Consider the following 26,536-nt stretch of genomic DNA (forward strand, 5'->3'; position numbering starts at 1 on the left):
TTATTTACAGTCCAACGACACCGGCCAGACCGGAAATATCCTTTATTTCCGTATAGCCGTAATAAGGATTTGCTGGCTCGTGACCGCGATTGACCCAGACCTTGTTCTTGATACCAAGATCATGGGCTGACATCAGGTCATAGCGGAACGACGAAGAGACATGCAGAATGTCTTCCGGATTGGCGTTGAGCTGGTCGAGCATATATTCAAACGCCTTAAAGCGTGGCTTATAAGCCTGTGCCTGCTGCGCTGTATAAACGGCATGAAATGGCGCGCCGAGCTTTTCGACATTGTGGTGGATCTGCTCGTTCATGGCATTTGAAAGAATGACGAGCGGGATTTCCTTTGCAACCTTGGAAAGACCGGCTGGCACATCTGCATGCGGCCCCCAGGTTGGAACGCGTTCATAGACGGTGCGTGCATCTTCTGCTTTGAAGGTTACATTGTTCTTTTTGCAGGTGCGTTCAATCGCATTGTGAACGACTTCATTATATGGCTTCCAGTCGCCGAGGATTTCATCAATGCGATAAGCAGCAAAATTCTTGATGAATTGCTGCATCTGATCTTCATTGAGCTGTTCGCCGTAAAGATCGCGTGCGGCTTCCGCCATCTGAAAATTGGTCAGTGTGCCGTAGCAATCGAAGGTGATGTATTTTGGTCTGAACTGGGCCATGATTTGATCCTTCCAAGGCGTGCAGGCACTGCTGTGCCGTTGTCATACATCATAATGAGGCGCGAATAGACTAATCACTGCATTCCTATCCGTGCGAAGCAGATTGTTTCGTATCTCAGTAGAGCTTTGGCAGAGAGTTTCGTCGTTGCGCTCTTCGAGCAGGGACTGACTATAGGTTTGTGCGCTGGTTCGACATATCACGCGGCATAAGATGCGGCGGCGATATGAAAGGACAGTGAAAACCATCGGTATATGGATGCTGGTCGGGATGAACTGCTGCAAGGCTCATTCTAATCTGAGTCTACGAAGAACCATGCTCGGAAACAGTCATGACCGCATCGCCAATCACTCTTGAAACAATGACGCAGGATCATCTTGATGGTGCAGTTGCTTTGTCTCAACAGGCATGCTGGCCACATCGTCGCGAAGATTGGGCCTTTGTGCTCGCACTCAGCAATGGTGTTGTTGCAATTGAAGATGGAACCGTCGTTGGTACCGCAATGTCGACGCCGTTGGGCGATGATGTTGCAACCGTCAATATGGTTATTGTCGATGAAGCGATGCGTGGACGCGGGCTTGGTCGCAAGCTGATGCAGGCGGCACTTGATGCTGCAAGCGGGCGCACTTGTTTGCTGGTCGCAACGCAGGATGGTTTGCCGCTTTATGAAAAGCTTGGCTTCGTGGCCAATGGCGAAATCATTCAGCATCAGGGCTTGGCTGCGAACGTCGATGCACCGGCCAATATTTCCTGGGCGGACAGCGGTGACTTTTCGCGTCTGGTCGAGATGGATATTGCCGCAACGGGCCATAATCGCTCGAACATCATGCAATTGTTGAATGAAAGCGCGCAGTTCGCTGTCATTCGCAATGACGATGAAGTTGAGGCATTCGCTGGAATTCGCGCCTTTGGTCGTGGGCTTGTTATCGGCCCGGTCGTTGCGAAGAACGGCGACGATGCGCGTGCGCTGATCGATTTTCTACTCTCAAAACATACGGGAGAATTCGTCCGCGTGGATACGAACATAGCGACAGATCTCGCCAATTGGCTGACTGAACGCGGGCTGGTTCATGTTGGCGGCGGAATACCGATGCGCCGCGCCGTTGGGCTAGTCGAAGAACAAAGCGGTACTGAATACCGCACATATGCGCTTGTAAATCAGGCACTAGGTTGATTTGGAGAATATTATGCTGAGCAATTCACTGATCGAACTTGATCGCGCCCATCTGGTGCATCCGGTCTCATCATTCCGCAGTCACGAAGCCGCTGGCGTCCGTGTGCTTAAGTCAGGCAAGGGTGCTACTGTAACCGATGCATCGGGCCATAAGCTGCTTGATGGCTTTGCCGGTCTTTGGTGCGTGAATGTTGGCTATGGTCAGGATAGCATTGTTGAAGCCGCAACAAAGCAGCTGCAAGAGCTTCCCTACGCAACTGGCTATTTCGGTCTTGGTTCAGAGCCTGCCATTCGTCTGGCTGCTGAATTGGCAGATCGTGCGCCGGGTGATCTCAATCACGTTTATTTCACGCTTGGCGGTTCTGACGCGATTGATAGCACAATCCGCTTCATTCGCTATTATTACCATGCCAAGGGCACGCCGCAGAAAGACCAGTTCATTTCGGTCGAGTATGGCTATCATGGCTCCTCGACGGCTGGTTCCGGTCTGACTGCACTTCCGGCATTTCATGCGGGCTTTGGTGTGCCATATGACTGGCAGCATAAAATTCCATCGCATTACGCTTATCGCAATCCGGTTGGCACTGATCCGCAGGCAATCATCGACGCGTCAGTTGCAGCACTTCGCGCAAAGATCGAAGGGCTTGGCGCAGAGCGCGTCGCAGCATTTTATGTTGAGCCTATTCAGGGTTCGGGTGGTGTACTTGTTCCGCCGACGGGTTGGCTCAAGGCAATGCATGCGCTTTGCAAGGAGTATGATGTTCTGTTCATCGCCGATGAAGTGATCACTGGCTTTGGCCGTACTGGTCCGCTTTTCGCTTGTTCGGAAGATGATGTGGTGCCGGATTTCATTACGACCGCGAAAGGTCTGACATCGGGCTATGTGCCGATGGGTGCCGTGTTCATGTCAGAACATGTCTACAACACCATTGCTGATGGTGCTGGCAAATCGGCAGTCGGCCATGGTTATACCTATTCAGCACACCCGGTTAGTGCCGCAGTCGGCCTAGAATGTCTGCGGCTTTATGAGGGTGGGTTGCTCGAGAATGGCCGGAAGGCTGGTCAGCGCCTGATGGCTGGCTTGCATGCTTTGGCAGATCATCCGCTGGTTGGCGATGTTCGCGGTCGCGGCATGCTGGCAGCAATCGAGCTTGTTACGGATAAGGAAAAAAAGACGCCACTTCCTGCTGCTGCTGATCCGGCACGCCGTATTTTTGATCGGGCATGGGACAATGGCCTCGTCATCCGTGCTTTCGCAAATGGTGTCCTTGGATATGCGCCGCCGCTTTGCTGCACTGATGAAGATATCGACGCAATCATCGAACGCACGCGCATAACGCTTGATCAGACACTTGCTGATGAAGACGTGCGCGCAGCAATGAAGGGATGAGTTTGACGAGCAGCAGCTTAGTTGCGAGCAAGAATTTCGTAAGTTTATGAGATTCGCAATATTATGCTGCTGCTCTTCACCAATTCAGCGCAATTTACGCGCATCTCTGTAACACACTGTCAGAGCTGCCAAAGGTGAGGATAAAAGGCAAAGCCATCGGATTATACCCGCTAAATGCCGGGTCAATTCGATCCCAAAAGCCTCTCGAACTCACATTGCAACGAGGTGATGTTAACGACCGTATTTCTGAAACCGCAATGAACCCAAGGTGAAACCGGTGACTATAAACCGGCGCACCAGATGCAACTTTAACAAGGGGAACTGCCATGAGCGAGAAGATAACCAACTGGACTTCTTCCGACGACCGGATGATTGAAAATGCAATTCGTCGCGGGGCAACCCGGCGTGAATTGTTGCAGATGATGCTTATGGGTGGTGTAGCAGTTGCGGCGGGGTCGACAATCCTTGGTCGTGCAACCTCTGCATATGCTGCGACCCCGGTTAAAGGCGGCTTCATCAAGGCTGCTGGCTTCAGCGCTTCCACTGCCGATACGCTTGATCCTGCCAAGGCTTCCAATGCGACAGATTATGTTCGCTGCTGCGCGTTCTATAACCGGCTGACATTCCTGAATGGTCAGGGTGAAACTGAGATGGAACTGGCCGAAAGCGTTGATAGTTCGGATGCGAAGGTCTGGACAGTTAAGCTGCGCAAGGGTGTCACGTTCCATGATGGCAAGTCACTGACTGCCGATGACGTCGTTTTCTCGATTAATCGCCACCTCGACCCAGCCGTTGGCTCTAAGGTCAATGCGATTGCTAAGCAGATTACAGGTGTGAAGAAGGTTGATGACACAACCGTTGAGATCACGCTTCAAGATGCGAATGCCGATTTGCCAACAATTCTGGCGCTGCACCATTTCATGATCGTCGCAGACGGTACGACTGACTTCTCCAAGGGCAATGGAACAGGTCCATTTGTTTGTAAGGAATTCCAGCCGGGCGTGCGCTCAATGGCGGCGCGTAACGAGAACTATTGGAAGAACAACGGCCCACATCTCGACTCGTTTGAGTTCTTTGCAATTTCCGATGAAAGCGCGCGTATGAATGCTGTGCTTTCCGGCGATATTCATCTTGGTGCGAACCTCAATCCGCGTTCGCTGCGCGTGCTTGAAAATAACCCAGCTGCAAAGCTCTTCATCTCGAAGCTCGGCACCTATACCAATCTTAACGTTCGTCTTGATTTGACCCCGGGCGATAAGGCGGGCGTGGCTGAAGCGCTGAAATATCTGACCAATCGCGAAGTTATTCAGAAATCGGTCCTGCGTGGCCTTGCTGAAATTGCGAATGATCATCCGGTTCCAGCAACCAGCAAATATCACAATGCAGAGCTTAAGCAGCGCGAGTTTGATCCGGAACGCGCAAAGTCGCTGCTTGAAAAAGCCGGCATGCTTAATCAGGAGATCCGCATTACAGCTGCGGAAGCCGCATCGTCATCGCTTGATTATGCAATGGTTCTCCAGCAGGCAGCTTCGACAATCGGTCAGAAGATCACCATTGATCGTGTGCCGTCAGATGGCTACTGGTCAAACCATTGGCTGAAAGATCCGGTCCATTACGGCAACATTAATGCCCGTCCGACACCCGATATTCTGTTCTCGCTACTCTATAAGACCGATGCGCCTTGGAACGAAAGCCAGTACAAGTCGGAGAAGTTTGACTCCATGTTGCTTGAGGCCCGTGGATCGCTAGATGAAGCGAAGCGTAAGGCAATCTATGGCGATATGCAGGCCATGGTTTCCAATGAAGCTGGAACGGTCATTCCGGTGTTCATGTCCAATGTTGATGCGATTTCGCCGAAGTTGAATGGCCTTGAGCCAAACCCACTTGGTGGCATGATGGGCTACACATTTGCCGAACATGCATGGCTGGAAGCCTGACCTTTCGTCAGGTAACCTTGCTTTTCGGGTTCGGGCAAAACATCGCTTTTGCCCGAACTGATCGTTTCCCCCAACTATTGGGCTGCGCATGACCATGAAGTCGCCTCTGCTGAATCTCATTGCCAAACGCCTTGTCGTTGCTGTTGTTACGCTTCTGATAGTTGCGTTTACGATTTTCTTTGCGACAGCGATGCTTCCTGGTGATGTGGCTGAAATTCTTCTGGGGCAGGCGGCAACACCGGAGGCCGTTGCGGGTCTTCGTCATGCGATGAACCTAGATCAGCCCGCTTTCCTGCGCTTTCTATATTGGCTTGGAAACCTGCTTCGCGGTGATCTTGGCGTTTCCTACGTCAACAATGTCCCGATTTCCGATTTGATCGGCAACCGCCTCGTCAATTCGTTGAAGCTTGCTGGTGTAACGGCTGCAATTTCTGTGCCGATTGCGTTGTTTCTCGGCATTACTGCCGCAATTATGCGCGGCACGATTTATGATCGCGTTGTTTCAATCATCACGATTTCGGTTATTTCCGTGCCAGAATTCATGGTTGCGACTATCGCGGTAATCGTATTCGCGGTCTATCTTGGCTGGTTGCCAGCACTGTCGATGGCCAATGAGGTGACATCGTTCTGGGGGCTTCTCAAGGTTTTTGCGATGCCGGTCATCACGCTGAGCTTTGTGATTTCAGCGCAGATGATCCGTATGACGCGCGCGGCGGTGCTTGAGACGCTCAACACGCCTTATGTTGAAATGGCATTGCTCAAAGGTGCTTCACGCAGCCGAATGGTTGTCGTCCATGCGCTCCCCAATGCGCTCGGCCCAATCGTGAACGCAGTTGCTTTGTCGCTGTCTTATCTGCTGGGTGGCGTCATCATTGTCGAAACCATCTTCAATTATCCCGGCATAGCCAAGCTCATGCTTGATGCAGTTGCAACGCGCGATCTGCCTCTGATCCAGACATGCGCGATGATCTTCTGCTTTGGCTATCTCCTGCTCATCACGATAGCCGATTTGATTGCTATCGTTTCCAACCCGAGGCTGCGATAATCATGACTGCTTCCGTTTCAAATCAGCGAAAGGCAAAGTCCCCGCGTTTCGGCTATCGGGTTAATCTGGTTGGCGCTGTTTCCTTTCTGATTATCTTTGGCTGGGCCGTTGTTGCAATCTTTGCACCGTGGATCGCGCCTCATCCAATTGGCGAGATTGTCGATTTCGACTTCTTTGGCCCAATGAGTGCGCAGTTCCCGCTGGGTACAGATTATCTCGGCCGCGACATGCTATCGCGCATTATTTACGGCGCACGTTTCACCGTTGGTATTTCGCTTGCCGCCGTGTTTTTGGCCTGCTTATTTGGCGTGACCCTCGGCATGACAGCAGCTGTCATTGGCGGTTGGTTTGACTCAGCACTCAGCCGGTTTCTTGATGCGTTAACATCCATCCCAAGCAAAATTCTCGCATTGGTTATCGTTGCAGGCGTTGGTTCGTCTATCCCTATCTTGATCATCACCATGGCTATTATTTACACGCCCGGCAGCTATCGCTTTGCGCGCTCGTTAGCGATCAACATTAATACGATGGATTATGTGACGGTTGCCCGCGCACGCGGGGAGAAGATTGGCTATCTTATTCGCTCGGAAATTCTGCCCGGCATTATCGGACCTGTGTTGGCCGATTTTGGTCTGCGTTTTGTATTTATCGTGCTGCTGTTGTCGAGCATGTCGTTTCTTGGTTTGGGCGTTCAGCCACCATTTGCCGACTGGGGCGCTCTGGTTAAAGAAAACATTGGCGGTCTGTCTTTTGCAGCGCCTGCGGTTGTATTCCCATCGATTGCCATTGCGAGCCTCACCATCAGCGTCAACCTGCTGATCGATAATCTACCGCAGAAGATCCGCGACAGGAGCGAATGAATGAGCAATCTTGTTGAGATCAAAAATCTTCGGGTGGATGCCAAGACCGACTCTGGTCGTAATGTCGAGATCATCCGTGATGTCAGTTTTCAAATAGCAGAAGGCGAAATTGTAGCGCTGATTGGCGAAAGTGGTTCTGGCAAGACAACGATTGCATTGACATTGATGGGCTATACCCGCCCGGGCTGCCGTATTGTGGATGGTAGCATTGCTGTGGGTGGTCAGGATATTGTCACGCTATCGGAGCGTAAACGTTCAAAAAAACGTGGCACGGAAGTGTCTTATGTGCCGCAAAGTGCGGCGGCATCCTTTAATCCTGCGCATCGCATTATGGATCAGGTCATTGAGGTGACCAAAATCCACAAGCTGATGTCTAAGGAGGAAGCGCGCAAGAAAGCGATTGAGCTGTTCAAGGCACTGGCTCTGCCTAATCCTGAGACAATCGGTGATCGCTACCCGCATCAGGTTTCTGGCGGGCAGTTGCAGCGTCTTTCAGCGGCGATGGCTCTTATTGGTGACCCAAAGCTTGTCATCTTCGATGAGCCGACAACCGCGCTTGATGTAACGACGCAGATTGAAGTGCTTCGTGCTTTCAAATCCGTGATGAAAAAGAAGCATATCGCAGGCGTTTACGTCTCGCATGATCTGGCTGTCGTTGCGCAGATCGCGGATCGAATTGTCGTGCTTAAGGGCGGTGAAATTCAGGAAGTCGGCTCTACGCAAGAGATATTGCACAACTCGCAACATCCTTATACCAAAGAACTTCTGGCGGCCTTTGAACCTGTGCTTCATGCACGACCCGAAACTGCGATGACCGAGAAGCCGACCCCGCTGCTGGTGGTTGATAAGGTGCTGGCCGGTTATGGCATGGTCGGTAAATCCGGTGAACCGGCGATGATCGCCGTCGATACAGTCAGCCTTGAACTCTCACGCGGACAGAACCTCGGTATCATTGGTGAATCTGGCTGCGGTAAGTCCACGCTTGCACGGGTTATCGCGGGTATTCTGCCGGCCGCTCGCGGTAAGATATTGTTCGAAGGCAAGGAAATGCCGAGCGATCTGCGTCACCGCAGCCGCGATCAATTGCGTGAATTGCAGATTGTGTTCCAGTTCGCCGATACGGCCCTCAACCCGACCAAATCGATTGCCGAAATTCTGGCGCGCCCGCTTACATTTTATCATGGAATGGACAGAAAAAGCCGTGAAGCGAGGGTAGACCAACTGCTCGATATGGTGCGGATACCACGCAATATGCGCTATCGCAGACCGGGTGAGCTTTCGGGGGGGCAGAAACAACGCATCAATCTAGCGCGGGCTTTGGCCGCCGACCCTAAGATGATTATCTGCGATGAAATCACATCGGCGCTCGATACTGTCGTCGCTGCAGCCATCATCGATTTGCTTAAAGAACTGCAACGTGAGTTGTCGCTATCATATCTATTTATCAGCCACGATCTTTCCACGGTTCGTGCGATCTGTGATGAAGTCGTAGTTATGTATGCTGGCAAGAAGGTCGAGCAACTCAGTCCGGATATGATGGGCAGTACTGCCAGTCATCCATACTCGCGGCTTTTGTTCTCTTCTGTGCCGAAACTCGATACCGGCTGGCTCGATGGTTTGCAGCAAGATCCTGAACTGGTCCGCGAGTTCACCCGAAGCTAAGCTGGTCGCTCTATTCATGGAACATGACGTCGAGTGGGAGGTGCGCTTTTACAATAGGCGATTTCAGTACAACAAAGCTGAAATATTTATCGATGCCAACATCCATATCGATCAGACGTTCCATAATCGTTTGATACTCTGCAATTCCGGCGGTTACAAACTTCATCAAATAGTCATAGCCGCCCGAGACCAAGTGACATTCAATCACGGAATCGATTTTCTCCACAGTCGCCAAAAAACGCGCAAAATCAATCTGCCGATGGTTTTTGAGCGTAATTTCGGTGAAGACTGTTAGTGTCTGACCAAGTTTTGAAACATTGATTTGCGCCGAATATCCGGTGATGAAACCTTCAGATTGAAGTTTTTTCACCCGCATCAGACATGGGCTCGGTGATAGGTTCACGAGTTCGGCAAGCTCGACATTGGTTATCCGCCCGTTCTTTTGCATTTCGGATAAAATTCTGATGTCAATTTTGTCGAGCTTCATAGTCCAACCATTTATGCAGTATTCTGAATTGAGATTATTATCTTTTTCGGCGCGAGCTGCAATCATTCTGCATATGTTTATCGTATAGTTTCGTTACAATTATTATATTTTAGAGTTACCAAGTTTGCCCCCATCAACCCTGCCATATTCTAACGCCGTTTTTAGGCTGACAATGACCCAACCAAGTCGGAAAATCCTCCGGTCTGTTGCTGGCCAGCGCAGCTGTTTGATTATGGTTTCTTCAGTTTGATGGCATGAAATAAGGCATTATCACTGTCTCAAAATCCGTTATATTGGCGCTTAATAAGAGAATATACGAATAACTTGAATAAAACATAGTATATATAACATTTTCAATTTTTTTGGCTTGTTTTTTTGAAAAATTCCGAGAATATCCGATTGTGCTCAAAAGGGGGGAGGGGCTATTATTTTACGGGAAAGCCCAACGCAAATCACAAAAAAAGCTCTTCTTGGTCAAGAGACCTCGTTATTTGTTTCGAAAGAAATAAAAACGGTTCGGAGTAGTCAGCGGCATAGCTGGTCTAATATTTTTGCTGCACATACAATTGAAGAGCCGCACTCGACCCACCATCGACCTATCCCATTTTTTTGGTTGACTATGGCATTACGGGATACTGAAGTATTTCGTATAATTTCAGGACGGAGAGAACGTGCAATAGTTCCTGCATTTTCTATATGTATAGCCGACCCTCAGATGTCCGTAGATTGTATTATTGGCAACGAAACTGAAGCCGTACATATTTTTCTTAGACCTGAGTTGCTGCACGAAGTTGCAAATGAACTCTTTGATTTGGATGTAAACGGTCTTTCATTCTCTGATGTCTTCGGAAGAAAAAGTGCGAGTATCAGTTGGTTTGTCCGCTCGATAAAGCAACTTTTGACAGTGTCTCCCAATCTATCACGGCTTGAGATTGACTCTATGTCACGCGATTTATGCGCGGATATATTGTCAAAATTTGCGGTTAAATCAGAAGCACTGCGCAGTGAGCTTACAGACAAGCACCTGTTGAGAATTGATGACTATGCGATTGAGCATCTGGGACGAGATATCCAAATCGACGAACTCGCGTCGTTATGCGCTATGGGCCGTACGACATTTTATCAGCGGTTCAAGAGCACAATGGATATGACGCCACACCAACATATTATTCGCTTGAGGGTTAGTAAAGCGAAGCAGTTGCTTGCATCTTCATCGCTACCACTTATGGATATTGGCTTTGTTTGCGGTTTTGCCGATCAGGCTCACTTTGCCAATCTTTTCAAACGTTATGTTGGTATGACGCCTGCTGCATTTCGCCGGGCGGCAGCATAAGATATTATCTGGATAGATCTTTTATTCGAAGAATTAGGTTATTGAGAAAAGTAATCGTATTTTATAAATGCGTCCACGATATATTGTATTTTTCTAAAATTTATTGAACTTTTATACAATGCTTTTTATGAATATTTTCATAGGTTCCTTCTGTTAGATAAAGCAGGTAGCCGCCCAGTCACCTAATCTTAACGAGACATACGTCATTAATTCCTACCCGTATATAATGAGTGTGGGATATTTATACGTGGCGTTTCGTTTTGACATAGCGGTTTTCCGGTCAAGAGGGCGGTTTATGTCGTATTCAAGTAAGATTATAATTCAAAGACGTTTAAACTGGCATAAGTCAGTATTTTTAATCGGTGTTTCTGTATTTGCGCTTATTGCTACTACTTCGTTGGGTGTGGCTGATCAGATACGTATTTTAAGTGGCGAAGAGCGCGTCGTTGTCGATTCTGAATTTATAGCGCACACAACTGTTGACCGTCCGGATCAGGGTGCTTATGCGGTTTGGATATCAAACGGAAACCTGACAGTCACAGGTTCGGAGGTTGATATACGCAGTGAAGGGCGTGCCGCAGACGCTTTGCATATTGATTCGTCGAATGTATATTCTCCGAGTATTGTTACAATTGTCGGTGTTGATGGGAAAAAATCAATCATTGAGGCGGCAGGAGAAGGCGCGCGCGGGGCGTATTTATCTGGTGACGGCGCGACGCTTGATTTGCAAAATATCGAGATAAAAAGCATTGGTAAATCGGGTTATGGAATATTAACGATTGGTGAATCCCACTTGTTGCTCAAAGGAAGCAGCATTGAGGCTGACACAATGGGGATATCGGCTCAGGGAAAGGCCTCATCAACGCGCGCTACGGCGTTGATCGAGGATACAAAAATTGTTGTTCATTCTGGCCATGGCATCAGAGTGATGAGTGGATCACTTACAGCCAATAACTTTGAAATTATTGCGTATAATTACGGCGTTGATGCCAACGCTAAAAGTAATGTTTTTCTGAGCAATGGTCGTATTGAAACCCAGAGCGGCTATGGTCACGGTATTAACGCTGTGGCCGACATTAGCGATATTCGAACAGTTAAAATACAGGTAGATAATGTCGATATTATCACGCATGGTGATCGCGCGAGTGGCGTTGAAAACATCCACGTCCGCTCAGCTATAAGCCGCAGTAATATCTATACTTATGGTGATTATGGTTATGGCGTCGCGGCTAGTAATGGCGGCAGCGCAACTTGGCCTGGCTCATTTGTGACTGTTAATACGACAAAGATCACGACAGAAGGAATCAATGCCTACGGTCTTTTGGCAACAACAGGCTCCACGATTGATGGCAGGGGACTGATTATCAACACGCTTGGCGAAGGTGCAATTGGCGCACGTAGTCACCAGACGGGTCGAATTGTTATGTCAGAAGGTACGTCCATCACAACTAAGGGCGAAAATGCTCATGGTGTGGCCCTGACGTTTGGTTCCGCAGTGACTATGTCTGATACGACGATAACAACTTCAGGCAATGATGCTGCAGGCATATATACAGTCGGTTATAATACCCCTGATGACATGACCAGCTTGCCGAAACATACCAACACAATTGATGTTAAAAACTCAAAAATCACCTCTTCGAACGGTGCCGCAGTGTTGGTTAGTGGTGGTTTCGAAAATACGTTTAATTTTGAGAATACGCGCGTTACTGGATCCGGCGATAGCCATGTTTTATTTTCTAGCGAGGTTTATAACTATACAGGCGGTAGCGATGTGGTTCCGATGGAAGTCGGAACAGTGAGTGTAAATGCTGTTGGATCAGCACTGGAGGGTGACATTGTTGTTGCCAGCGGTAAGGTGGACTTTAACCTGCTTAAAGGCACTCTGCTAACAAGTGCTTCTCGTGTGAGTGAAACGGGCGTTGTACTCGACCGGTTATTGATCGATGAGACCAGCGCGTGGCAGTTGACAGGTTCATCGGCGCTCAACAACCTTGATAGTTCTGGTGTGGTCGCTTTCCTGGCTCCGCAGAGTGGTGGTTTCAAAACGCTCACGATTAACAATGATTTCACATCTGATGGTACCTTGCTTGTGCTTAATACTAAGCTTGGAGATGATAACTCTGAAACAGACAAGCTTGTTATAGAGGGTGACTCTACCGGCGAAAGCAGTCTTCGGGTGATCAATGCTGGCGGCACAGGCGCGCAAACCGTCAACGGTATCAAGATCATTGAGGTGGGCGGCGCAGCGGATGGGCAATTTAGTCTGATTGGTGATTATAAAACCAGATCAGGCCAACAAGTGGTGGTCGGCGGTGAATATGCCTATTCGCTGTTCCAGGGCGTCTCATCAGACCCGACGGATGGCAACTGGTATTTACGCTCGCAGTTTCAACCAACCGACCCTGTAGACCCTGTGGACCCTGTGGACCCTGTGGACCCTGTAGACCCGGTTGATCCTGTGGATCCAGTCAATCCTGATCCTGTGGATCCCGTTGAGCCAGAACCGCTCTATCAGGCTGGTGTTCCGGTTTATGAAGCCTATCCGCAGGCTCTGCTTGGCTTGAATGGTGTTGCAACCTTGCAGCAGCGTACCGGCAACCGTGTCTGGTCGGGCAATGGCAATCGTGTGGTTGCGCAGGGTGCTGATGCGGTTGGCTCGCCTTATGCAGTATCTGATGAAGCCGGTGCTGCAATCAATGGCAATGGCGTCTGGGGTCGCATTGAAGGTTCGCATAACCATATGGAGCCGCGCTTTTCGACCTCTGATACCAATTACAACCAGAATGTCTTCAAAATGCAGGCTGGTATTGATGGCATGCTGACGGAAACCGAAAACGGCAAGCTGATTGGCGGCTTCACGGTGCATTATGCCCATGGCAAGACGAAAACCAATTCAGCCCACGGCGATGGTGATATCAGCACAGACGGCTATGGTCTTGGCGGAACGCTCACCTGGTATGGCGAGAATGGCTTTTACCTTGATGGTCAGGGTCAGGTGACGTGGTATCGCAGTGATCTTCATTCGACGACTGCCAATACAGGCCTCACCGATAACAATCATGGCTTTGGCTATGCTTTATCACTTGAAGGCGGGCAGCGTTTTGCCATCAATGAAGCATGGTCACTGACACCACAGGCACAGTTGACGTATTCCAATGTTGATTTTGATGCATTCACGGATGCATTTGATGCAGATGTCAGCCTTGATCGTGGAGAAAGCTTGCAGGGTCGTCTTGGTCTGACGGTTGATCATGAGAACTCATGGCAGAATGCCAATGGCATGCTGGATCGGACACGGGTGTATGGGATTGCTAATCTCTATTACGAGTTTCTCAAAGGCACGCGTGTGAATGTTGCGGAAAGCAGCTTCACGAGCCGCAATGATCGGATATGGGGTGGACTGGGTCTTGGCGGTTCGTACAACTGGAACGACGATAAATATTCGATCTATGGCGAGGGCCTCGTCAACACCAGACTCAACAACTTTGGCGACAGCTATGCAATCAAAGGCAATGTTGGCTTCAAAGTGAAGTGGTAAGTAAGCGCGTTCTGCTGTAAAATTCCTTTACAGCAGAACATCGCTTAAATTTAGAGGCGTTGATAGATTAGCTTTTCCCCACTAGGGTAAAAGCAGGGAAAGGCCGCTATCGTTAAGGGCAACAAACAAAATAAAATAATAAATCTGGTCAGTGAGCATTCGAGTGTTTAAGCAAATCCATCTTGATTTAACTGGATACAACTATGACCGCTCAATCCGATCCCAATCTGCTCAACGATCTTTCATCTTTTGTACAGAGCCTCGCCAACGACATTGAACCGCATCTGATTGAGGTGCGCCGGGATATCCATGCTCATCCGGAAACCGGTTTTGATGTGGAGCGAACAGCCGGCGTGGTTGCGCGCGAACTGGCAAGCTTAGGCATTGAGCATCAGACAGGCGTGGGGCGGACCGGTGTTGTCGGTCTGATTAAGGGCGGTCGTCCGGGGCCGACTTTGATCATCCGCGCCGATATGGATGCTCTGCCAATCGAAGAGCAAACGGGACTTCCGTTTGCCAGTCTTCACCCGGGTAAAATGCATGCCTGTGGTCACGATCTGCATACCGCGACACTGATCGGCATTGGCAAGGTTTTGAAAGATATTGCTCCGCGTCTGAGCGGTAATGTGAAGCTGATGTTCCAGCCGGCAGAAGAAACACAGGAGAGCGGCGCGCGGGCCATGATTGCCGATGGCATTCTTGATGGCGTTGACTATGCGCTTGGCTTTCATAACCATCCTGATGAACCAACAGGCACATTTACGTTTGTGGAAGGTGTTGCGAACGGTTCATCTGACGAGTTTGATATTACTGTTCATGCGGCTTCCGGTCATGCCGCGCGTCCGCATCAGGCCGTGGACCCGATCGTCGCTACAGCACAGCTTATCACGCAGTTACAAACAATCGTATCGCGTGAGGTTGATCCAATGCTGGCGGCTGTTCTGACTATTGGCTCTATACATGGCGGTCATACGCATAACATCATCCCGGACTCCGTTGCGATTATGGGGACCGTGCGTTGTCAGGACCGCGAGGCGCGCGACATTATTGAAGCTGCCGTCCGTCGCATTTGTGGCGGGCTTGAAGCATCATTACGCGTGCGTTGCGAAATCAATTATGTGCGCGGTGTGCCATCAATGGTCTCCGATTCCTATTTGATCGAAACAACGGGCGCGGTTATCCGCGAGCATTATGGCGATGTGTTCTTCAAGCGCGGCGGAAGCTTGGGTTCTGAAGACTTTGCACTGGTTGGTGAACGAGTGCCGTCGTTCCAGCTAGGTATTGGTGCTGCGCAGGAAGGTCGTGAAGACAAGCTGCATAATTCCGATTATCAGCCGGATGAACGTTCCATTGCCAATGGCGTTGTAGCGCTCTCATTGGCAGCAGCGCGTATTTTATCTTAGAAAAAATTGGGCGGCTTTTCAGCCGCCTCTTTTAGTTATGCGCAAAGATACTGGTTTGATAATGCGTGAATATGGTTGGTGCCGATGCCACAGCAGCCACCAATGATACCAGCACCGTTTTTGACCCAACGCTGTGCCCATGCACCATAGGCATCGGGATTAAGATCAGCGCGAACTTCGGTAACAGTTGCGTTTGCCTCTTCATCGCCCTGTTGTGATGGAAATGCATTGGCATAAACGCCAATTGGAATATCCTTGTCCAGTTCATCAAAGACCTGCTTTGCCGCAAGAATGGCTGCATCCATAACTTCGGGCATTGCACAGTTGAAAAGCAGCGCTTCTGCTCCGAGCTCAGCCGCAAGTCGGGCACCCTCAGCCACTGTTTCACCGGAACGAAGCTGTGCTTCCGTCATGGCTTCCGGCGCAACATCATCGCGCAGAGTGTAGGAAATCCAGAGCGGCTTTCCGGTTGCACGGATGGCTTCATATGCAGCTTTGACCTCAATGAGGCTGCTCTGGGTTTCAGCAAGCCAGAGATCGACGGAAGGTGCAAGTCCATCCACCAATACATCAAGCAATTCACCTGCACGAGCTGGATTGAAAAGCTCAGGCTGGTAGGATCCGAAAACGGGTGGCAATGATCCGGCTACTTTGACTTTACGCGTCGCCGCATCGGCTGCTTCGCGTGCAATTGTTCCAGAGAGAGCTGCGAGTTTGTGGCCTTCCGCAGCAAAGCGTTCTTCGCCTATGTGAAAGGGGACAACCGCATAGCTGTTGGTGGTAATAACATCAACGCCGGCAGCGATATAACCGTCATGCACTTCGCGGACAAAGTGCGGAGCTTCGATAAGCGCGAGAGCCGACCATTCCGGCTGACGGAACGGTGCGCCAACACGTTCTAATTCCCGACCCATGCCACCATCGAGAATGACTGTTTTGCTGCTCATGCTTTTATGTCCTTATTGTATCTGCAGTAGTAGGGTCTGTGCGCTGCGCAATGATGTCATCCAACCAGCCTGGCTGCATTTGCGGTACCGATGCAAGAAGCTTTGCGGTATAATCGTCATAGGGTGGGTTGAGTACATCTGCCTTTAGGCCATAACGCACAACTGATCCCCGGTGCATGACGGCGATTTTGTCGGCTATGGCGCGAACAATTGCGAGATCATGTGTGATGAAGAGATATGAGGTTTCTGTCTCGCTTTGCACGCGACGCAAGAGTTCCAGAATTCCCTCAGCCACTAAGGGATCGAGAGCCGATGTTGGTTCATCGCATAGAAGCAGTTTGGGACGCGCAGCAAGCGCACGCGCGATGCAGACGCGCTGTTTCTGACCGCCTGAGAGTTCTGCCGGATACCGTTCGAGAAGGCTCTTTGGCAGTTCTGTGAGGTCCACTAACTCAGCGACAGATTTGCGCCGTGCATCGCGTGGCATTCCAAAATAGAACTGCAACGGCCTGCTGATGATGTCCGCTATGGTCCGACGTGGGTTCAGCGCCAGATCGGGCAACTGGCTAATCATCTGGATATTGCGCAAAGTCTCTTTTGAGCGATTGTCCAGGCTTGCTGGCAGCACTGCGCCATCAAAGCGAATTTCCCCGGCAGTGGGCTCAAGAAGTCCGCTGACAACGCGGGCGAGCGTTGATTTGCCGGAACCAGATTCCCCCACGATAGCCAGTGTCTGGCCTTTTGCGAGATCAAGGGTAATTTCGGTCAGTACAGGTGTCGCCGGGTTATAAGCAGCCGAGATATTTTTGATAGAAAGCAGAGAAGCCGAGCTTTCTGCGCGGCCTTCGATTTCCTTTTGACGAACAGCCACAAGCTGGCGCGTATAGTCTTCGCGCGGTGCATCAAAAATTTCGCGCACCGACCCTTGTTCCACCATTTGTCCGTGGCGCAAGACCATAATGTCATCGGCAATCTGCGCCACCACTGCCAGATCGTGCGAAATATAAAGCGCCGCTGTTCCTGTCGTTGCTATTGCTTTCTTGATGGCGATCAGCACCTCAATCTGGGTTGTCACATCAAGCGCGGTTGTCGGCTCATCAAATACCACAAGATCGGGACTGGTACAAAGCGCCATTGCGGTCATGGCACGCTGAAGCTGACCGCCCGAGACCTGATGCGGATAGCGCTCGCCAAAACGGTGCGGATCTGGCAGGCCGAGGAGCGTGAACAGTTCAACAGCTCGGGCTTTCGCTTCGCTGCGTTTCATCAGTCCATGCCAGATGGCGGCTTCTGTCACTTGATCAATCAGCTTGTGTGCCGGGTTGAACGCAGCCGCAGCCGATTGCGCAACATAGGCGATCCTGCTGCCGCGCAGTTTCTGCGTGCTCTTGCGAGATAGTGAAAGTACGTCCTGCCCATCCAGCGTGATTGTCCCGCCGGTGATCTCAAGCCCGCCGCGTGCGAAACCAAGGGCTGCAAGACCTATAGTAGATTTGCCGGCGCCGGATTCCCCGATCAGGCCAAGAACGCGGCCTTTTTGCAAGGTCAGATCAATGCCATCGACGACAAGACAATCGTCGGAGCTTATCTGAAGACCAGTGATTTTCAGCAATGGTTGTGTGTTGGGATTATCCATTGTTTTGCGTGCCTCGCTTGAGGCTGGTCGTGCGCTGTAAAGTCCAGTCCACGACAAAGTTCACGCTGATCGCAAGCAAAGCAATAGCACCACCCGGAATAAGCGCAGCAAACACGCCGAACATCAGCCCGTCCTTGTTTTCCTTAACCAGACTTCCCCAATCGGCAATCGGCGGCTGCACACCGAGTCCCAGAAAAGAAAGGGTCGAAAGGAACAGGATGGAAAACACAAAACGCAACCCAAATTCTGCAAGTAGTGGGGACAGAGCGTTTGGCAGGACTTCATGAAAGATAATCCAGCTTTTGCTCTCGCCACGCAGCCGTGCGATTTCGATATAATCCAGCACCACAATATCTGAGGCAATCGCGCGGCCGACGCGGAAAACGCGGGTTGCCTCCAGAACTGCGATAACTGCAATGAGAATGAAAATACTTTTTGGCAGAACAGCGAGCACGACGAGTGCAAAAATTAGCGTTGGTATGGCCATCAGCAGGTCGTTGCCACGAGACAGAACCTGATCCGGCCAGCCACGGGTCAGGGCTGCAAGAAAACCAAGTGGCACACCGATCATAAATGCGAGAATTGTGGCTGCTGCGGCAATCGAAAGCGTTAACCGCGTGCCCCATATGACGCGTGACAGGAGATCACGGCCAATATTATCGGTTCCAAGCAGCGCTTCGGGGGAGGGGCCTTGCCACACGCTGCCGACGACTTCCGAAATGGGGTGTGGCGCAAGCCATTCTGCAAAAACTGCAACGAACAAAAAGAAGGCGATTCCGCCAAAGCCGATAACTGCCAAGAGCTGCGAGCTTTTGTTGCGCTTTTTCATCCCGAATGCCTTAGCCGTGGATTGGTCAGAATGACGATCACATCAGCAATGATGTTAAGGCCAATGTAAACGGCTGCAAATATAAGCCCGCAAGCTTGCACGACCGGCACATCGCGTTTGGAGACATGGTCGACCATATATTGACCCATGCCCGGATAAACGAAGATCACTTCAACAACGACCACACCCACAACCAGATAGGCGAGGTTGAGTGCTATGACATTAATAACGGGTGAGAGTGCATTGGGTAGTGCATGTTTGAGCAGAATGCGCCAACGTGGCAGGCCTTTCAGCTGAGCAGTCTCAATATAGGGCGATGACATCACCGCAAGAAGTGATGCGCGTGTCATGCGCACCATATGTCCGGTAACAGCGATCACCAGCGTCATACAGGGCAGGGCAATCGCTGTCAGGCGCTGCCAGCCGCTCATGGAAGGATTCACAATGGCGCTTGATGGCAAAAGACCAAGCGAAATCGCAAAATAGGCGATCAGAATATAGGCCACGAAAAACTCTGGCAGCGATATTGTGCCAAGCGTTGCGACCGCGATGCCACGATCAATCGCAGTTCCTGCATAAAGAACGGAAATGATGCCCAGCAACAGGGCAATCGGTATTGCAAACAGCGCGGCCATTGCCGCGAGATAGAGCGTATTAGACAGGCGCGGCGCTATGCTTTTTGCAATGTCCTGCCGATTGGAATAGCTGCGCCCGAGATCACCCTGAACTGCATTGCCGAGCCACTCCGTATAACGCTGCACAGCCGATCGCTCTAAGCCTAGCTCTTTGCGGATGTTTTCGACGGCCTGTGGCGTTGCCTGTTGCCCCAGCATTGCAGTGGCTACATCACCGGGCAAAATTTGTGTTCCGGCAAAAATGACAACTGAAATAGCCCACAGCAATACGACACCAAGCAACAAGCGCTTGAAGATCAGTCCTGAAAGCGAGCTGCCGCGCAAAAAACCGACGGAATATGTACGGTCGGAAGTCGCGGCTTTCTTGCTATCGCTGGCGGATTGGTCTGGTGACACATCTGTCATTGGCGGTCCGGACATAGGCGGTCAAAACGGGGAGGTGCCGCCGGTGTTACCCGTTCGGCGCATCAATGCCAAGACCCTTGTGATAGGCATTCCCCAAAAGCGGGGCCGCCTTTGGGGATGCAATGGTAATCAGAGTTAACTATCCGTTATTGTCTCTGCTATTCTTCAAGCCAGACCTTTTCAGCCAGACGATAACCGCTCATATCGCCACCACCCGGTACGGAAACATAACCCTTTACCTTGCCACTGGCGGCAGCAAGATTATCGGTAAAGACCGGGATCAGTTCTCCGCCATCTTCCACGATCAGCACTTGCATGTCGTGATAAATCTGCTTGCGCTTTGCTTCATCCAGCTCAACGCGGGATGTGGCAAGCAACTTGTCAAATGTTTCATTGCTCCAGCCGGTTTCATTCCATGGAGCGCCAGTCTGGAGCAGCATCGAAAGCATCGCATCAGCAGTTGGGCGAACTGACCAGTTGGACGCGACGAACGGCTTTTTCAGCCAGACTTCATCCCAGTAACCATCGGATGGCACGCGCTCAACATCAATCGTGATGCCTGCTTTTGCCGCCGATGCCTGATAAAGCTGTGCTGCATCTGCCGATCCGGTAAAACCGTTATCCGAAACACTGAGCGGAATTGAGCCGGAGAAGCCTGACTTTTTCAGATGAAATACGGCCTTTTCAGGATCGTAGGCGCGCTGTGGAACATCCTTGGAATAAAGTGGGTTCCATGACGGGATCGGGTGATCGTTGCCAACAGCGCCGGTACCAACCAGCAAACTTTTCTGTAACTCTTCGCGGTCGATTGCATATTTGAGCGCCAGACGCAGATCGTTGTTTTTCAACAATTCAGAATCTGTGCGCATCGGGAAGCAATACATTGAGTTTTCTGGCGTACGCAGAATCTGGATGTCAGGGCGCGCACTCAGATGGCTGACCAAACGCGGCTCGACGGCGTTGACGATATGCGCCTGACCGCTCATCAATGCCGCCATGCGCGCAGTAGTATCATCCATAGCGATGGTTTCAACGGAATCCACATTGGCGCGATCTGGATGCCAGTAGTTCGGATTGCGGCGGGTTAATGCGCGCACGCCGGGCTGGAAATCTTCAAGAATGAATGCGCCAGTGCCAATACCTTTGTCGAAGTCTTCGCCGTCAGGTCCGATGCCCAGATGATAATCGACGAAAGCTGCCGGAAAATCGACATTCCCCGCATTGAGCGTAACAGTCACCTCATGCGTGTCAGATGCCACAACATCCGTGACGGCGAGAAGCACGCCTTTGCCGCCGGATTTGGTATCATCACCACGATGATGATTGAGTGAGTAGACTACATCCTTCGCAGTCAGCTCTTTACCATTGTGGAAGGTCACGTCCTTGCGCAGGCGGAATACCCATTTGCTTGCATCGGCATTGGCTGGTTCCCAGCTTTCAACCAGAGCGCTCGTGAGCTTACCATCAGGGCCGAGCTCCAGCAGTGTGTTAAATAGCTGAAAGCCGACGGTGTACATATATGCCATCGTGTAGGATGCGGGATCCAGATGGTCCGAGCTGGAAGCGGAGTGCATGGCAATAACCAGATGCCCGCCCTTTTGTGGCTTCGTATCCTGAGCGCGTGCCTGTGTTGGCAGCAGCAATCCTGATGCTGTCATCCCTAAACCAGCGGCGACGGCAGCTCCGGCTGACATGCTAAGAAATTGCCGCCGTGAAGGCTGCAGCGAAATGATCGGGCTTTTCTGGTGGGGCATTTTTGCACTTTGACGCTTAAAAGGAGAACATGACTTTCAAGACTTGTTAATCTCATTGGAGGAAATGCTCAACAAGCAATAAATAAAATATTTTTCATCCAATATTAGAATAATATTCCGCTTAAGGTTTGTTGGAACTCATGTTTCCGGGCCGAAAAATCATGTTAATAATTTTTTATAGCCATTTTGAACGGTCAGTCATTCAAAAAAGAGTAGGAGGTATTTGAGCAGATGAAACGGCGTTTTCGATCGAACTTTCTTAAAATGTACTGAAGACTATTCAACGCCTTTTTTATGAATAATTCGGCGCAGGATTGTTTGAAACAACTGCGACTTGGTGTTCAAGCCCAATTTGATGAAAGCCCGTTTTCGATGGGTCTTTACGGTCTCTTCTGAGATGTTGAGCTTACCAGCAATTTGCCGCGCGTCACTTCCATTCAAATCAAGTAGAAGCACTTCCTGTTCGCGGTTTGAAAGCGCGCCGTGAGACAATCCCTGAAGTGCACTTTGCAATAAATTGTCGTCACTGACATGGCTCAACTGATGGTGTTGCCAGAACCGGCTGTAAAGTGCGCTGAATGTCTGGTTGAGCCCTTTAAGCGTTGAGAGTTCATGCGTCTGAAACGCATTATAACCAGAGCGGTATAGAGCGATCTGCACTGTTTGCAGCGGCGATAATTTTACAGCAATCGCAAGTTCTGAACAGCGCTTGGGAAACCCATGCGTGCGATAGCCGATTTCCTCAGCGTCATCGATCTCAATACCGGTGAATTCAGCGAGCGGTTTTCTGAAAGATTGGCTGCGTGCCAATTGCCCCATCGTGTATGCGCCGCTTTCAATACCAATCCGATGGTGCTGGTAGAACGGGTTGAGACGATAGGTTGTCTTGCGATAGCTATCGAGGAATCGGCTATCCACGAGATGCCCGATGTCGTCGTCGAGAATGTAAACTAACGCATCACCCGAATAGACGTACATCGCTGATGCATCGGCCTGAACCAAGCGGTTGAGTGCCCTCATTGCAATGCGTGGATATTCTGGATTGTCGATCGCGGAGATCATTTCAGCGACTACAGAATCTTGGGTTTTGTTCGTGCCACTGTGCTGCATTTTCATCATTGTATTATGCTCACTGCCCGCCGATGTTCTGTCCCCCCTAGGGGTGATACCGGCGCGAATTTCGTCAGTGTACCCGTTTGCCAGCAGTACTCAAGACTGTTGTCGGAAACGGGAGGTTCCAAACATGATGAAGCGTGCAATTCTATTCGCCAGTGTCATTTCGATGTTCGCGGGTGCAGCACATGCAAGCGACCTGAACGTGGCTTCGGTCACGGCCAATGTGCCATTTGAGTTTGAAGATGGCTCTGGCAATCTTGTTGGTTTTGAGGTTGATCTGGTTAATCTCATTGGTGAGCGCACCGGTAAGAAGATCAATTACACCCAGATGCCATTCAACAGCATTTTCGCGACGGTACAATCTGGTCGCGCTGATATTGCGATTGGTACGGTCACGATTACAGATAAACGTCTAGAGTCTGTTGCTTTTACCCAGCCTCATTACGATGCGGACGCCTGCCTCACAACGAGTTCAAACGGCGATGTAAAAAGCCTGAAAGACTTGAATGGCAAGGTGCTGGCGGTTGTCACTGGAACAACCGGCGAGATGTGGGCGACGGAAAACAAAGACAAATACGGCATTACCGAAATCAATCGCTATGATGGTGTGAGCGAGCCTATGCTCGATATCGCGACCGGACGCGTGGCCGCCTTTGTCCATGATTGCCCAATCGATGCATATTACATCAAAGACAAGCCGCAATATGCGATTGTCGACACGATCCCAACGAACGAACAGTTCGCGATTATGTTGGCAAAAGACAGCCCACTGCTTCCAGAACTCGACGCTGTGATCAGTAAGCTCAAGGAAGACGGTGAAATCGCCCGTATCCATGAAAAATGGTTCGGCACCGCACCCGCCAAAGATTCGAGCACCGTTGAAGTGCGTTCAATCCCCGGTAAGTGATCGCCTTTTGATCAGTAAATTGCCGGAGAAATCTCCGGCAATTTTGCCCGACGGATAACTCGTCTTCCACTATTGGGATAGTTGGTCTCGCCTATGGATTTTTACTCAACGTTTCTGAACTTTGAGGTTCTCAAGAACGCAGCCCCGCTGATGTTGCAGGGTTTCGGATTAACGGCACTGCTGGGTGTAACCAGCTTGATTGTCTCGGTCATTCTGGGGCTCGTTCTGGTGCTGATCCGGATGTATGCACCGAAACCCATTCGAATTTTTGCGATTGCTTACATCGATGTTTTTCGTGCAATTCCGTTGTTGGTCTTGCTCGTCCTTGTTTATTACGCATTGCCTTTTGTCGGGCTACGGTTGTCTGCATTCTGGGCGGCGACAACAGCTATTTCGCTGGTTGCCTCGGCTTATATGGCCGAAACGTTCCGCGCTGGTATCGAAGCAGTTCCTCGTGGCCAGTTTGAAGCGGCGCATGCTCTTGGGTTCTCGTGGCCACGGTTGATGGTGGATATTATTTTACCTCAGGCTATGCGTCTCGTCATTCCGCCGGCAACCGGGGTTGCTGTTGGCTTGATAAAAGACACCGCACTAGCATCTGTTGTTGCGCTGCCCGATCTGCTGAAGCAGGCAACGCAGGCACAGGCTTACTATGCCAATCCCTCACCGCTTGTTGGTGCTGCCATTCTCTATCTGTTGATGCTGATCCCGATGGTTCGCGTTGTCAGTATGCTTGAGCAGCGGCAAAAAAAGCGCCGATAGCGGTTGCGTGGGAGGAAGAACATTATGAGTAACGAAAATCCGAACAAGCAGAGTTCTGAGACGCTGATCGAAATCTCGGCTTTGGAAAAATACTACGGAAAATTCCATGCATTGAAGAATGTGAACCTCTCGGTACGCCGCGGGGAGGTTGTTGGAATTATTGGTTCATCCGGCTCGGGTAAATCAACACTCATCCGGTGCATCAATCTTCTTGAGACGTTTTCATCTGGCTCGATTGTGGTTGATGGTGTTCCAGTTCGTGAAGGCAAAGAACTCGAGAAAGTTCGCGCTGAAGTTGGAATGGTCTTTCAGCAGTTCAACCTGTTTCCGCATATGACGGCTTTGCGCAATGTCGCTATTGCGCCTGTGCGGGTGCGTGGTCGCAGTTGGGCTGAGGCTGAAGAAAAAGCGCACCAGCTTCTGCAACGTGTTGGCCTGAGCGAGCATGTTAACAAATATCCGGATCAGCTTTCTGGCGGGCAGCAGCAACGCGTCGCAATCGCACGCGCATTGGCTATGGAACCGGAAGTGTTGCTGTTTGATGAACCGACATCGGCGCTCGACCCCGAAATGGTTGGAGAAGTTCTTGATGTGATCCAGAGTCTTGCGCGCACAGGCGTGACAATGCTGGTTGTGACACATGAGATGTCATTTGCGCGCCGTATATCAGACCGCATCATCTTCATGGAGAAAGGCGAGATCATCGAACAGAACGCACCCGATGCTTTCTTTGATAATCCGCAGACCGAGCGTGCCCGGTTCTTCCTGAACTCAATCGTCCATGCCTGAGTGTTTTCTGTCCTGATACAAGAAAGGACGACTAATGTTGCAAAAACAAATGTTCCCAACGCAAGCGCGTGACGCAGTTCGCTCGCTTTCCAGTTCGCAAATCAGAGAAGTGGCCAATAGTGCCATGGGACGGGAAGATGTTCTTCCATTCTGGTTTGGCGAGACCGACCAGCCGACTGCGGGGTTTATACGAGATGCGGCAATGAAGTCGCTTTCAGCAGGCGAGACTTTTTACGCTCAAAATCTCGGTCGCCCTTATTTGCGCAAGGCTATTGCTGCATATATGACTGACCTGCACGGGCGCGAAATTGAGACCGACCGCATCAGCGTTGTCGGCTCAGGCGTTACAGGTCTCGGAGTCGTATCGCAATTGATGCTGTCGCCGGGTGATCGGGTGGTGGCCATTACACCGCTTTGGCCAAATATTACGGAAATTCCACGCATTGCGGGCGCTTATATTGAGCGCGTTTCGTTGACTGTCAATGGCGGAAAATGGTCACTTGATCTTGATCGTCTGTTGGATGCACTTACGCCAGACACAAAAATGCTGATCGTGAACTCGCCCAACAATCCGACGGGATGGACGATTACGGACGAACAAATCGAGGCAATCACGGCGCATTGCAGAAGGCTCGGAATTTGGGTCGTCGCCGATGAGGTTTACGAGCGTTTGATCTACGATCCAGCTGTTCGCTCCGCTCCAAGTTTTCTGCGGCATATGAATGCTGATGAACGGCTGATCTCGGTGAATAGTTTTTCCAAAGCCTGGTCGATGACTGGTTGGCGCGCTGGCTGGATAACAGCGCCGGTCACCATGGCTGACGATCTGGCGAAGTTGATCGAATATAATTTCTCGTGTGTATTTGAGCCGATCCAGCGTGCGGCCACCGTTGCACTTGAGCAGGGTGAAGCTGAGATTGCAAATCTTCGCTCTCGATTGGCGCGAACACGTAATCTCCTTGTGTCCGGTTTGCTGGATATCCCCGGCGTTGATGTCCCGGAAGCTGGCGGAGCCATGTATGTGTTTTTCCGCATTGCAGGACAATCTGACTCTGTTGAAATTGCGAAGCGACTTGTTTCGGAAGCCGGACTCGGTCTCGCACCGGGGTCTGCATTTGGGCCAGAAGGCAATGGATGGTTGCGCTGGTGCCATGCGGTTTCTGATGAAGCGCGCCTGATGGATGGTGTCACCCGACTTGCAAAATTTGTCCAGCGTTAAGCGTTAAAGGCAGTCGTTTTGCACGCTTTCCATC

21 protein-coding genes are annotated in these 26,536 nt (G+C 50.6%); 13 read left to right on the top strand and 8 right to left on the bottom strand.

What is annotated here, in order from left to right; all coding sequences use genetic code 11:
- Nucleotides 1-4: 4 nt before the first annotated feature.
- Entirely contained in the window at nt 5-673 is a 669-nt protein-coding gene (locus WH356_RS22235; RefSeq protein ID WP_339514781.1) for a haloacid dehalogenase type II, read from the bottom strand.
- Between the two features lie 329 nt (nt 674-1,002).
- Between WH356_RS22235 and WH356_RS22240 the strand changes: the two genes are divergently transcribed.
- From WH356_RS22240 to WH356_RS22265, 6 genes are all read left to right on the top strand, one after another.
- Nucleotides 1,003-1,845 (top strand): GNAT family N-acetyltransferase, encoded by an 843-nt coding sequence (locus WH356_RS22240; protein ID WP_339514783.1) that lies wholly within the window; start codon nt 1,003-1,005, stop codon nt 1,843-1,845.
- Nucleotides 1,846-1,858: 13 nt separating this feature from the next.
- Nucleotides 1,859-3,235 (top strand): aspartate aminotransferase family protein, encoded by a 1,377-nt coding sequence (locus WH356_RS22245; protein ID WP_339514785.1) that lies wholly within the window; start codon nt 1,859-1,861, stop codon nt 3,233-3,235.
- A 326-nt stretch (nt 3,236-3,561) separates the two neighbouring features.
- The gene (locus WH356_RS22250) at nt 3,562-5,172 is read left to right on the top strand and encodes an ABC transporter substrate-binding protein (RefSeq protein ID WP_339514787.1); all 1,611 of its coding nucleotides are present in this window, start codon (nt 3,562-3,564) and stop codon (nt 5,170-5,172) included.
- A gap of 94 nt (nt 5,173-5,266) precedes the next feature.
- Nucleotides 5,267-6,217: an ABC transporter permease gene (locus tag WH356_RS22255; RefSeq protein ID WP_339514855.1), complete on the top strand. Its 951-nt coding sequence runs from the start codon at nt 5,267-5,269 to the stop codon at nt 6,215-6,217.
- Entirely contained in the window at nt 6,214-7,077 is an 864-nt protein-coding gene (locus WH356_RS22260; protein ID WP_421565699.1) for an ABC transporter permease, read from the top strand. The genes WH356_RS22255 and WH356_RS22260 overlap by 4 nt, the downstream gene beginning before the upstream one ends.
- Entirely contained in the window at nt 7,078-8,739 is a 1,662-nt protein-coding gene (locus tag WH356_RS22265) for an ABC transporter ATP-binding protein (RefSeq protein ID WP_339514791.1), read from the top strand.
- Nucleotides 8,740-8,749: 10 nt separating this feature from the next.
- Here the strand turns inward: WH356_RS22265 and WH356_RS22270 are convergent, their stop codons facing one another.
- Nucleotides 8,750-9,226: an Lrp/AsnC family transcriptional regulator gene (locus WH356_RS22270; protein ID WP_339514793.1), complete on the bottom strand. Its 477-nt coding sequence runs from the start codon at nt 9,224-9,226 to the stop codon at nt 8,750-8,752.
- A gap of 715 nt (nt 9,227-9,941) precedes the next feature.
- Here WH356_RS22270 and WH356_RS22275 point away from each other — a divergent pair.
- From WH356_RS22275 to WH356_RS22285, 3 genes are all read left to right on the top strand, one after another.
- Complete coding sequence (locus tag WH356_RS22275) at nt 9,942-10,559, top strand: AraC family transcriptional regulator (protein ID WP_339514795.1); 618 nt, start codon at nt 9,942-9,944, stop codon at nt 10,557-10,559.
- A gap of 295 nt (nt 10,560-10,854) precedes the next feature.
- Complete coding sequence (locus WH356_RS22280; RefSeq protein WP_339514797.1) at nt 10,855-14,100, top strand: autotransporter family protein; 3,246 nt, start codon at nt 10,855-10,857, stop codon at nt 14,098-14,100.
- Nucleotides 14,101-14,303: 203 nt separating this feature from the next.
- Nucleotides 14,304-15,503 carry a M20 metallopeptidase family protein gene (locus WH356_RS22285; protein ID WP_339514799.1) on the top strand — a complete coding sequence of 400 codons (1,200 nt, stop codon included), beginning with the start codon at nt 14,304-14,306 and terminating at the stop codon, nt 15,501-15,503.
- A 35-nt stretch (nt 15,504-15,538) separates the two neighbouring features.
- Here WH356_RS22285 and WH356_RS22290 read toward each other — a convergent pair whose 3' ends face one another.
- The 6 genes from WH356_RS22290 to WH356_RS22315 all read right to left on the bottom strand — a co-directional run bounded on the left by WH356_RS22290 (nt 15,539) and on the right by WH356_RS22315 (nt 22,828).
- Nucleotides 15,539-16,450, bottom strand: coding sequence for a homocysteine S-methyltransferase family protein (locus WH356_RS22290; RefSeq protein ID WP_339514801.1), 912 nt, complete (start codon nt 16,448-16,450; stop codon nt 15,539-15,541).
- 4 nt (nt 16,451-16,454) lie between these two features.
- Nucleotides 16,455-18,086, bottom strand: coding sequence for an ABC transporter ATP-binding protein (locus WH356_RS22295; RefSeq protein ID WP_339514803.1), 1,632 nt, complete (start codon nt 18,084-18,086; stop codon nt 16,455-16,457).
- Entirely contained in the window at nt 18,079-18,915 is an 837-nt protein-coding gene (locus WH356_RS22300; protein WP_339514805.1) for an ABC transporter permease, read from the bottom strand. Before WH356_RS22300 ends, WH356_RS22295 begins: the two co-directional genes overlap by 8 nt.
- Nucleotides 18,912-19,955 (bottom strand): ABC transporter permease, encoded by a 1,044-nt coding sequence (locus tag WH356_RS22305; RefSeq protein ID WP_339514807.1) that lies wholly within the window; start codon nt 19,953-19,955, stop codon nt 18,912-18,914. The genes WH356_RS22300 and WH356_RS22305 overlap by 4 nt, the downstream gene beginning before the upstream one ends.
- 158 nt (nt 19,956-20,113) lie before the next feature.
- A complete protein-coding gene (locus WH356_RS22310) occupies nt 20,114-21,709 on the bottom strand; it encodes an ABC transporter substrate-binding protein (protein ID WP_339514808.1) in 1,596 nt (531 codons plus the stop codon).
- Between the two features lie 276 nt (nt 21,710-21,985).
- Nucleotides 21,986-22,828 (bottom strand): helix-turn-helix transcriptional regulator, encoded by an 843-nt coding sequence (locus WH356_RS22315; protein WP_339514810.1) that lies wholly within the window; start codon nt 22,826-22,828, stop codon nt 21,986-21,988.
- A 124-nt stretch (nt 22,829-22,952) separates the two neighbouring features.
- Between WH356_RS22315 and WH356_RS22320 the strand changes: the two genes are divergently transcribed.
- From WH356_RS22320 to WH356_RS22335, 4 genes are all read left to right on the top strand, one after another.
- Nucleotides 22,953-23,732, top strand: a complete 780-nt coding sequence (locus WH356_RS22320) for an ABC transporter substrate-binding protein (RefSeq protein WP_339514812.1) — start codon at nt 22,953-22,955, stop codon at nt 23,730-23,732.
- Between the two features lie 93 nt (nt 23,733-23,825).
- Nucleotides 23,826-24,494, top strand: a complete 669-nt coding sequence (locus tag WH356_RS22325; protein ID WP_339514813.1) for an amino acid ABC transporter permease — start codon at nt 23,826-23,828, stop codon at nt 24,492-24,494.
- 24 nt (nt 24,495-24,518) lie between these two features.
- Entirely contained in the window at nt 24,519-25,283 is a 765-nt protein-coding gene (locus WH356_RS22330) for an amino acid ABC transporter ATP-binding protein (protein WP_339514814.1), read from the top strand.
- Nucleotides 25,284-25,317: 34 nt separating this feature from the next.
- Entirely contained in the window at nt 25,318-26,502 is a 1,185-nt protein-coding gene (locus WH356_RS22335; RefSeq protein WP_339514816.1) for a pyridoxal phosphate-dependent aminotransferase, read from the top strand.
- The last annotated feature ends 34 nt before the right edge of the window (nt 26,503-26,536 follow it).

The sequence above is a fragment of the Ochrobactrum sp. MYb379 genome (assembly GCF_037479515.1).
In the GTDB taxonomy this organism is placed as follows: Bacteria; Pseudomonadota; Alphaproteobacteria; order Rhizobiales; family Rhizobiaceae; genus Brucella.

What these genes read in the sequence shown, in the direction of transcription:
- WH356_RS22335 (WP_339514816.1), top strand. Translation starts at nt 25,318, where the DNA reads ATGTTGCAAAAACAAATGTTCCCAACGCAAGCGCGTGACGCAGTTCGC.
- WH356_RS22295 (WP_339514803.1), bottom strand. Translation starts at nt 18,086, where the DNA reads ATGGATAATCCCAACACACAACCATTGCTGAAAATCACTGGTCTTCAG.
- WH356_RS22265 (WP_339514791.1), top strand. Translation starts at nt 7,078, where the DNA reads ATGAGCAATCTTGTTGAGATCAAAAATCTTCGGGTGGATGCCAAGACC.
- WH356_RS22290 (WP_339514801.1), bottom strand. Translation starts at nt 16,450, where the DNA reads ATGAGCAGCAAAACAGTCATTCTCGATGGTGGCATGGGTCGGGAATTA.
- WH356_RS22250 (WP_339514787.1), top strand. Translation starts at nt 3,562, where the DNA reads ATGAGCGAGAAGATAACCAACTGGACTTCTTCCGACGACCGGATGATT.
- WH356_RS22240 (WP_339514783.1), top strand. Translation starts at nt 1,003, where the DNA reads ATGACCGCATCGCCAATCACTCTTGAAACAATGACGCAGGATCATCTT.
- WH356_RS22285 (WP_339514799.1), top strand. Translation starts at nt 14,304, where the DNA reads ATGACCGCTCAATCCGATCCCAATCTGCTCAACGATCTTTCATCTTTT.
- WH356_RS22325 (WP_339514813.1), top strand. Translation starts at nt 23,826, where the DNA reads ATGGATTTTTACTCAACGTTTCTGAACTTTGAGGTTCTCAAGAACGCA.
- WH356_RS22280 (WP_339514797.1), top strand. Translation starts at nt 10,855, where the DNA reads ATGTCGTATTCAAGTAAGATTATAATTCAAAGACGTTTAAACTGGCAT.
- WH356_RS22275 (WP_339514795.1), top strand. Translation starts at nt 9,942, where the DNA reads ATGTCCGTAGATTGTATTATTGGCAACGAAACTGAAGCCGTACATATT.
- WH356_RS22310 (WP_339514808.1), bottom strand. Translation starts at nt 21,709, where the DNA reads ATGCCCCACCAGAAAAGCCCGATCATTTCGCTGCAGCCTTCACGGCGG.
- WH356_RS22300 (WP_339514805.1), bottom strand. Translation starts at nt 18,915, where the DNA reads ATGAAAAAGCGCAACAAAAGCTCGCAGCTCTTGGCAGTTATCGGCTTT.
- WH356_RS22330 (WP_339514814.1), top strand. Translation starts at nt 24,519, where the DNA reads ATGAGTAACGAAAATCCGAACAAGCAGAGTTCTGAGACGCTGATCGAA.
- WH356_RS22235 (WP_339514781.1), bottom strand. Translation starts at nt 673, where the DNA reads ATGGCCCAGTTCAGACCAAAATACATCACCTTCGATTGCTACGGCACA.
- WH356_RS22270 (WP_339514793.1), bottom strand. Translation starts at nt 9,226, where the DNA reads ATGAAGCTCGACAAAATTGACATCAGAATTTTATCCGAAATGCAAAAG.
- WH356_RS22315 (WP_339514810.1), bottom strand. Translation starts at nt 22,828, where the DNA reads ATGATGAAAATGCAGCACAGTGGCACGAACAAAACCCAAGATTCTGTA.
- WH356_RS22255 (WP_339514855.1), top strand. Translation starts at nt 5,267, where the DNA reads ATGAAGTCGCCTCTGCTGAATCTCATTGCCAAACGCCTTGTCGTTGCT.
- WH356_RS22320 (WP_339514812.1), top strand. Translation starts at nt 22,953, where the DNA reads ATGATGAAGCGTGCAATTCTATTCGCCAGTGTCATTTCGATGTTCGCG.
- WH356_RS22305 (WP_339514807.1), bottom strand. Translation starts at nt 19,955, where the DNA reads ATGACAGATGTGTCACCAGACCAATCCGCCAGCGATAGCAAGAAAGCC.
- WH356_RS22245 (WP_339514785.1), top strand. Translation starts at nt 1,859, where the DNA reads ATGCTGAGCAATTCACTGATCGAACTTGATCGCGCCCATCTGGTGCAT.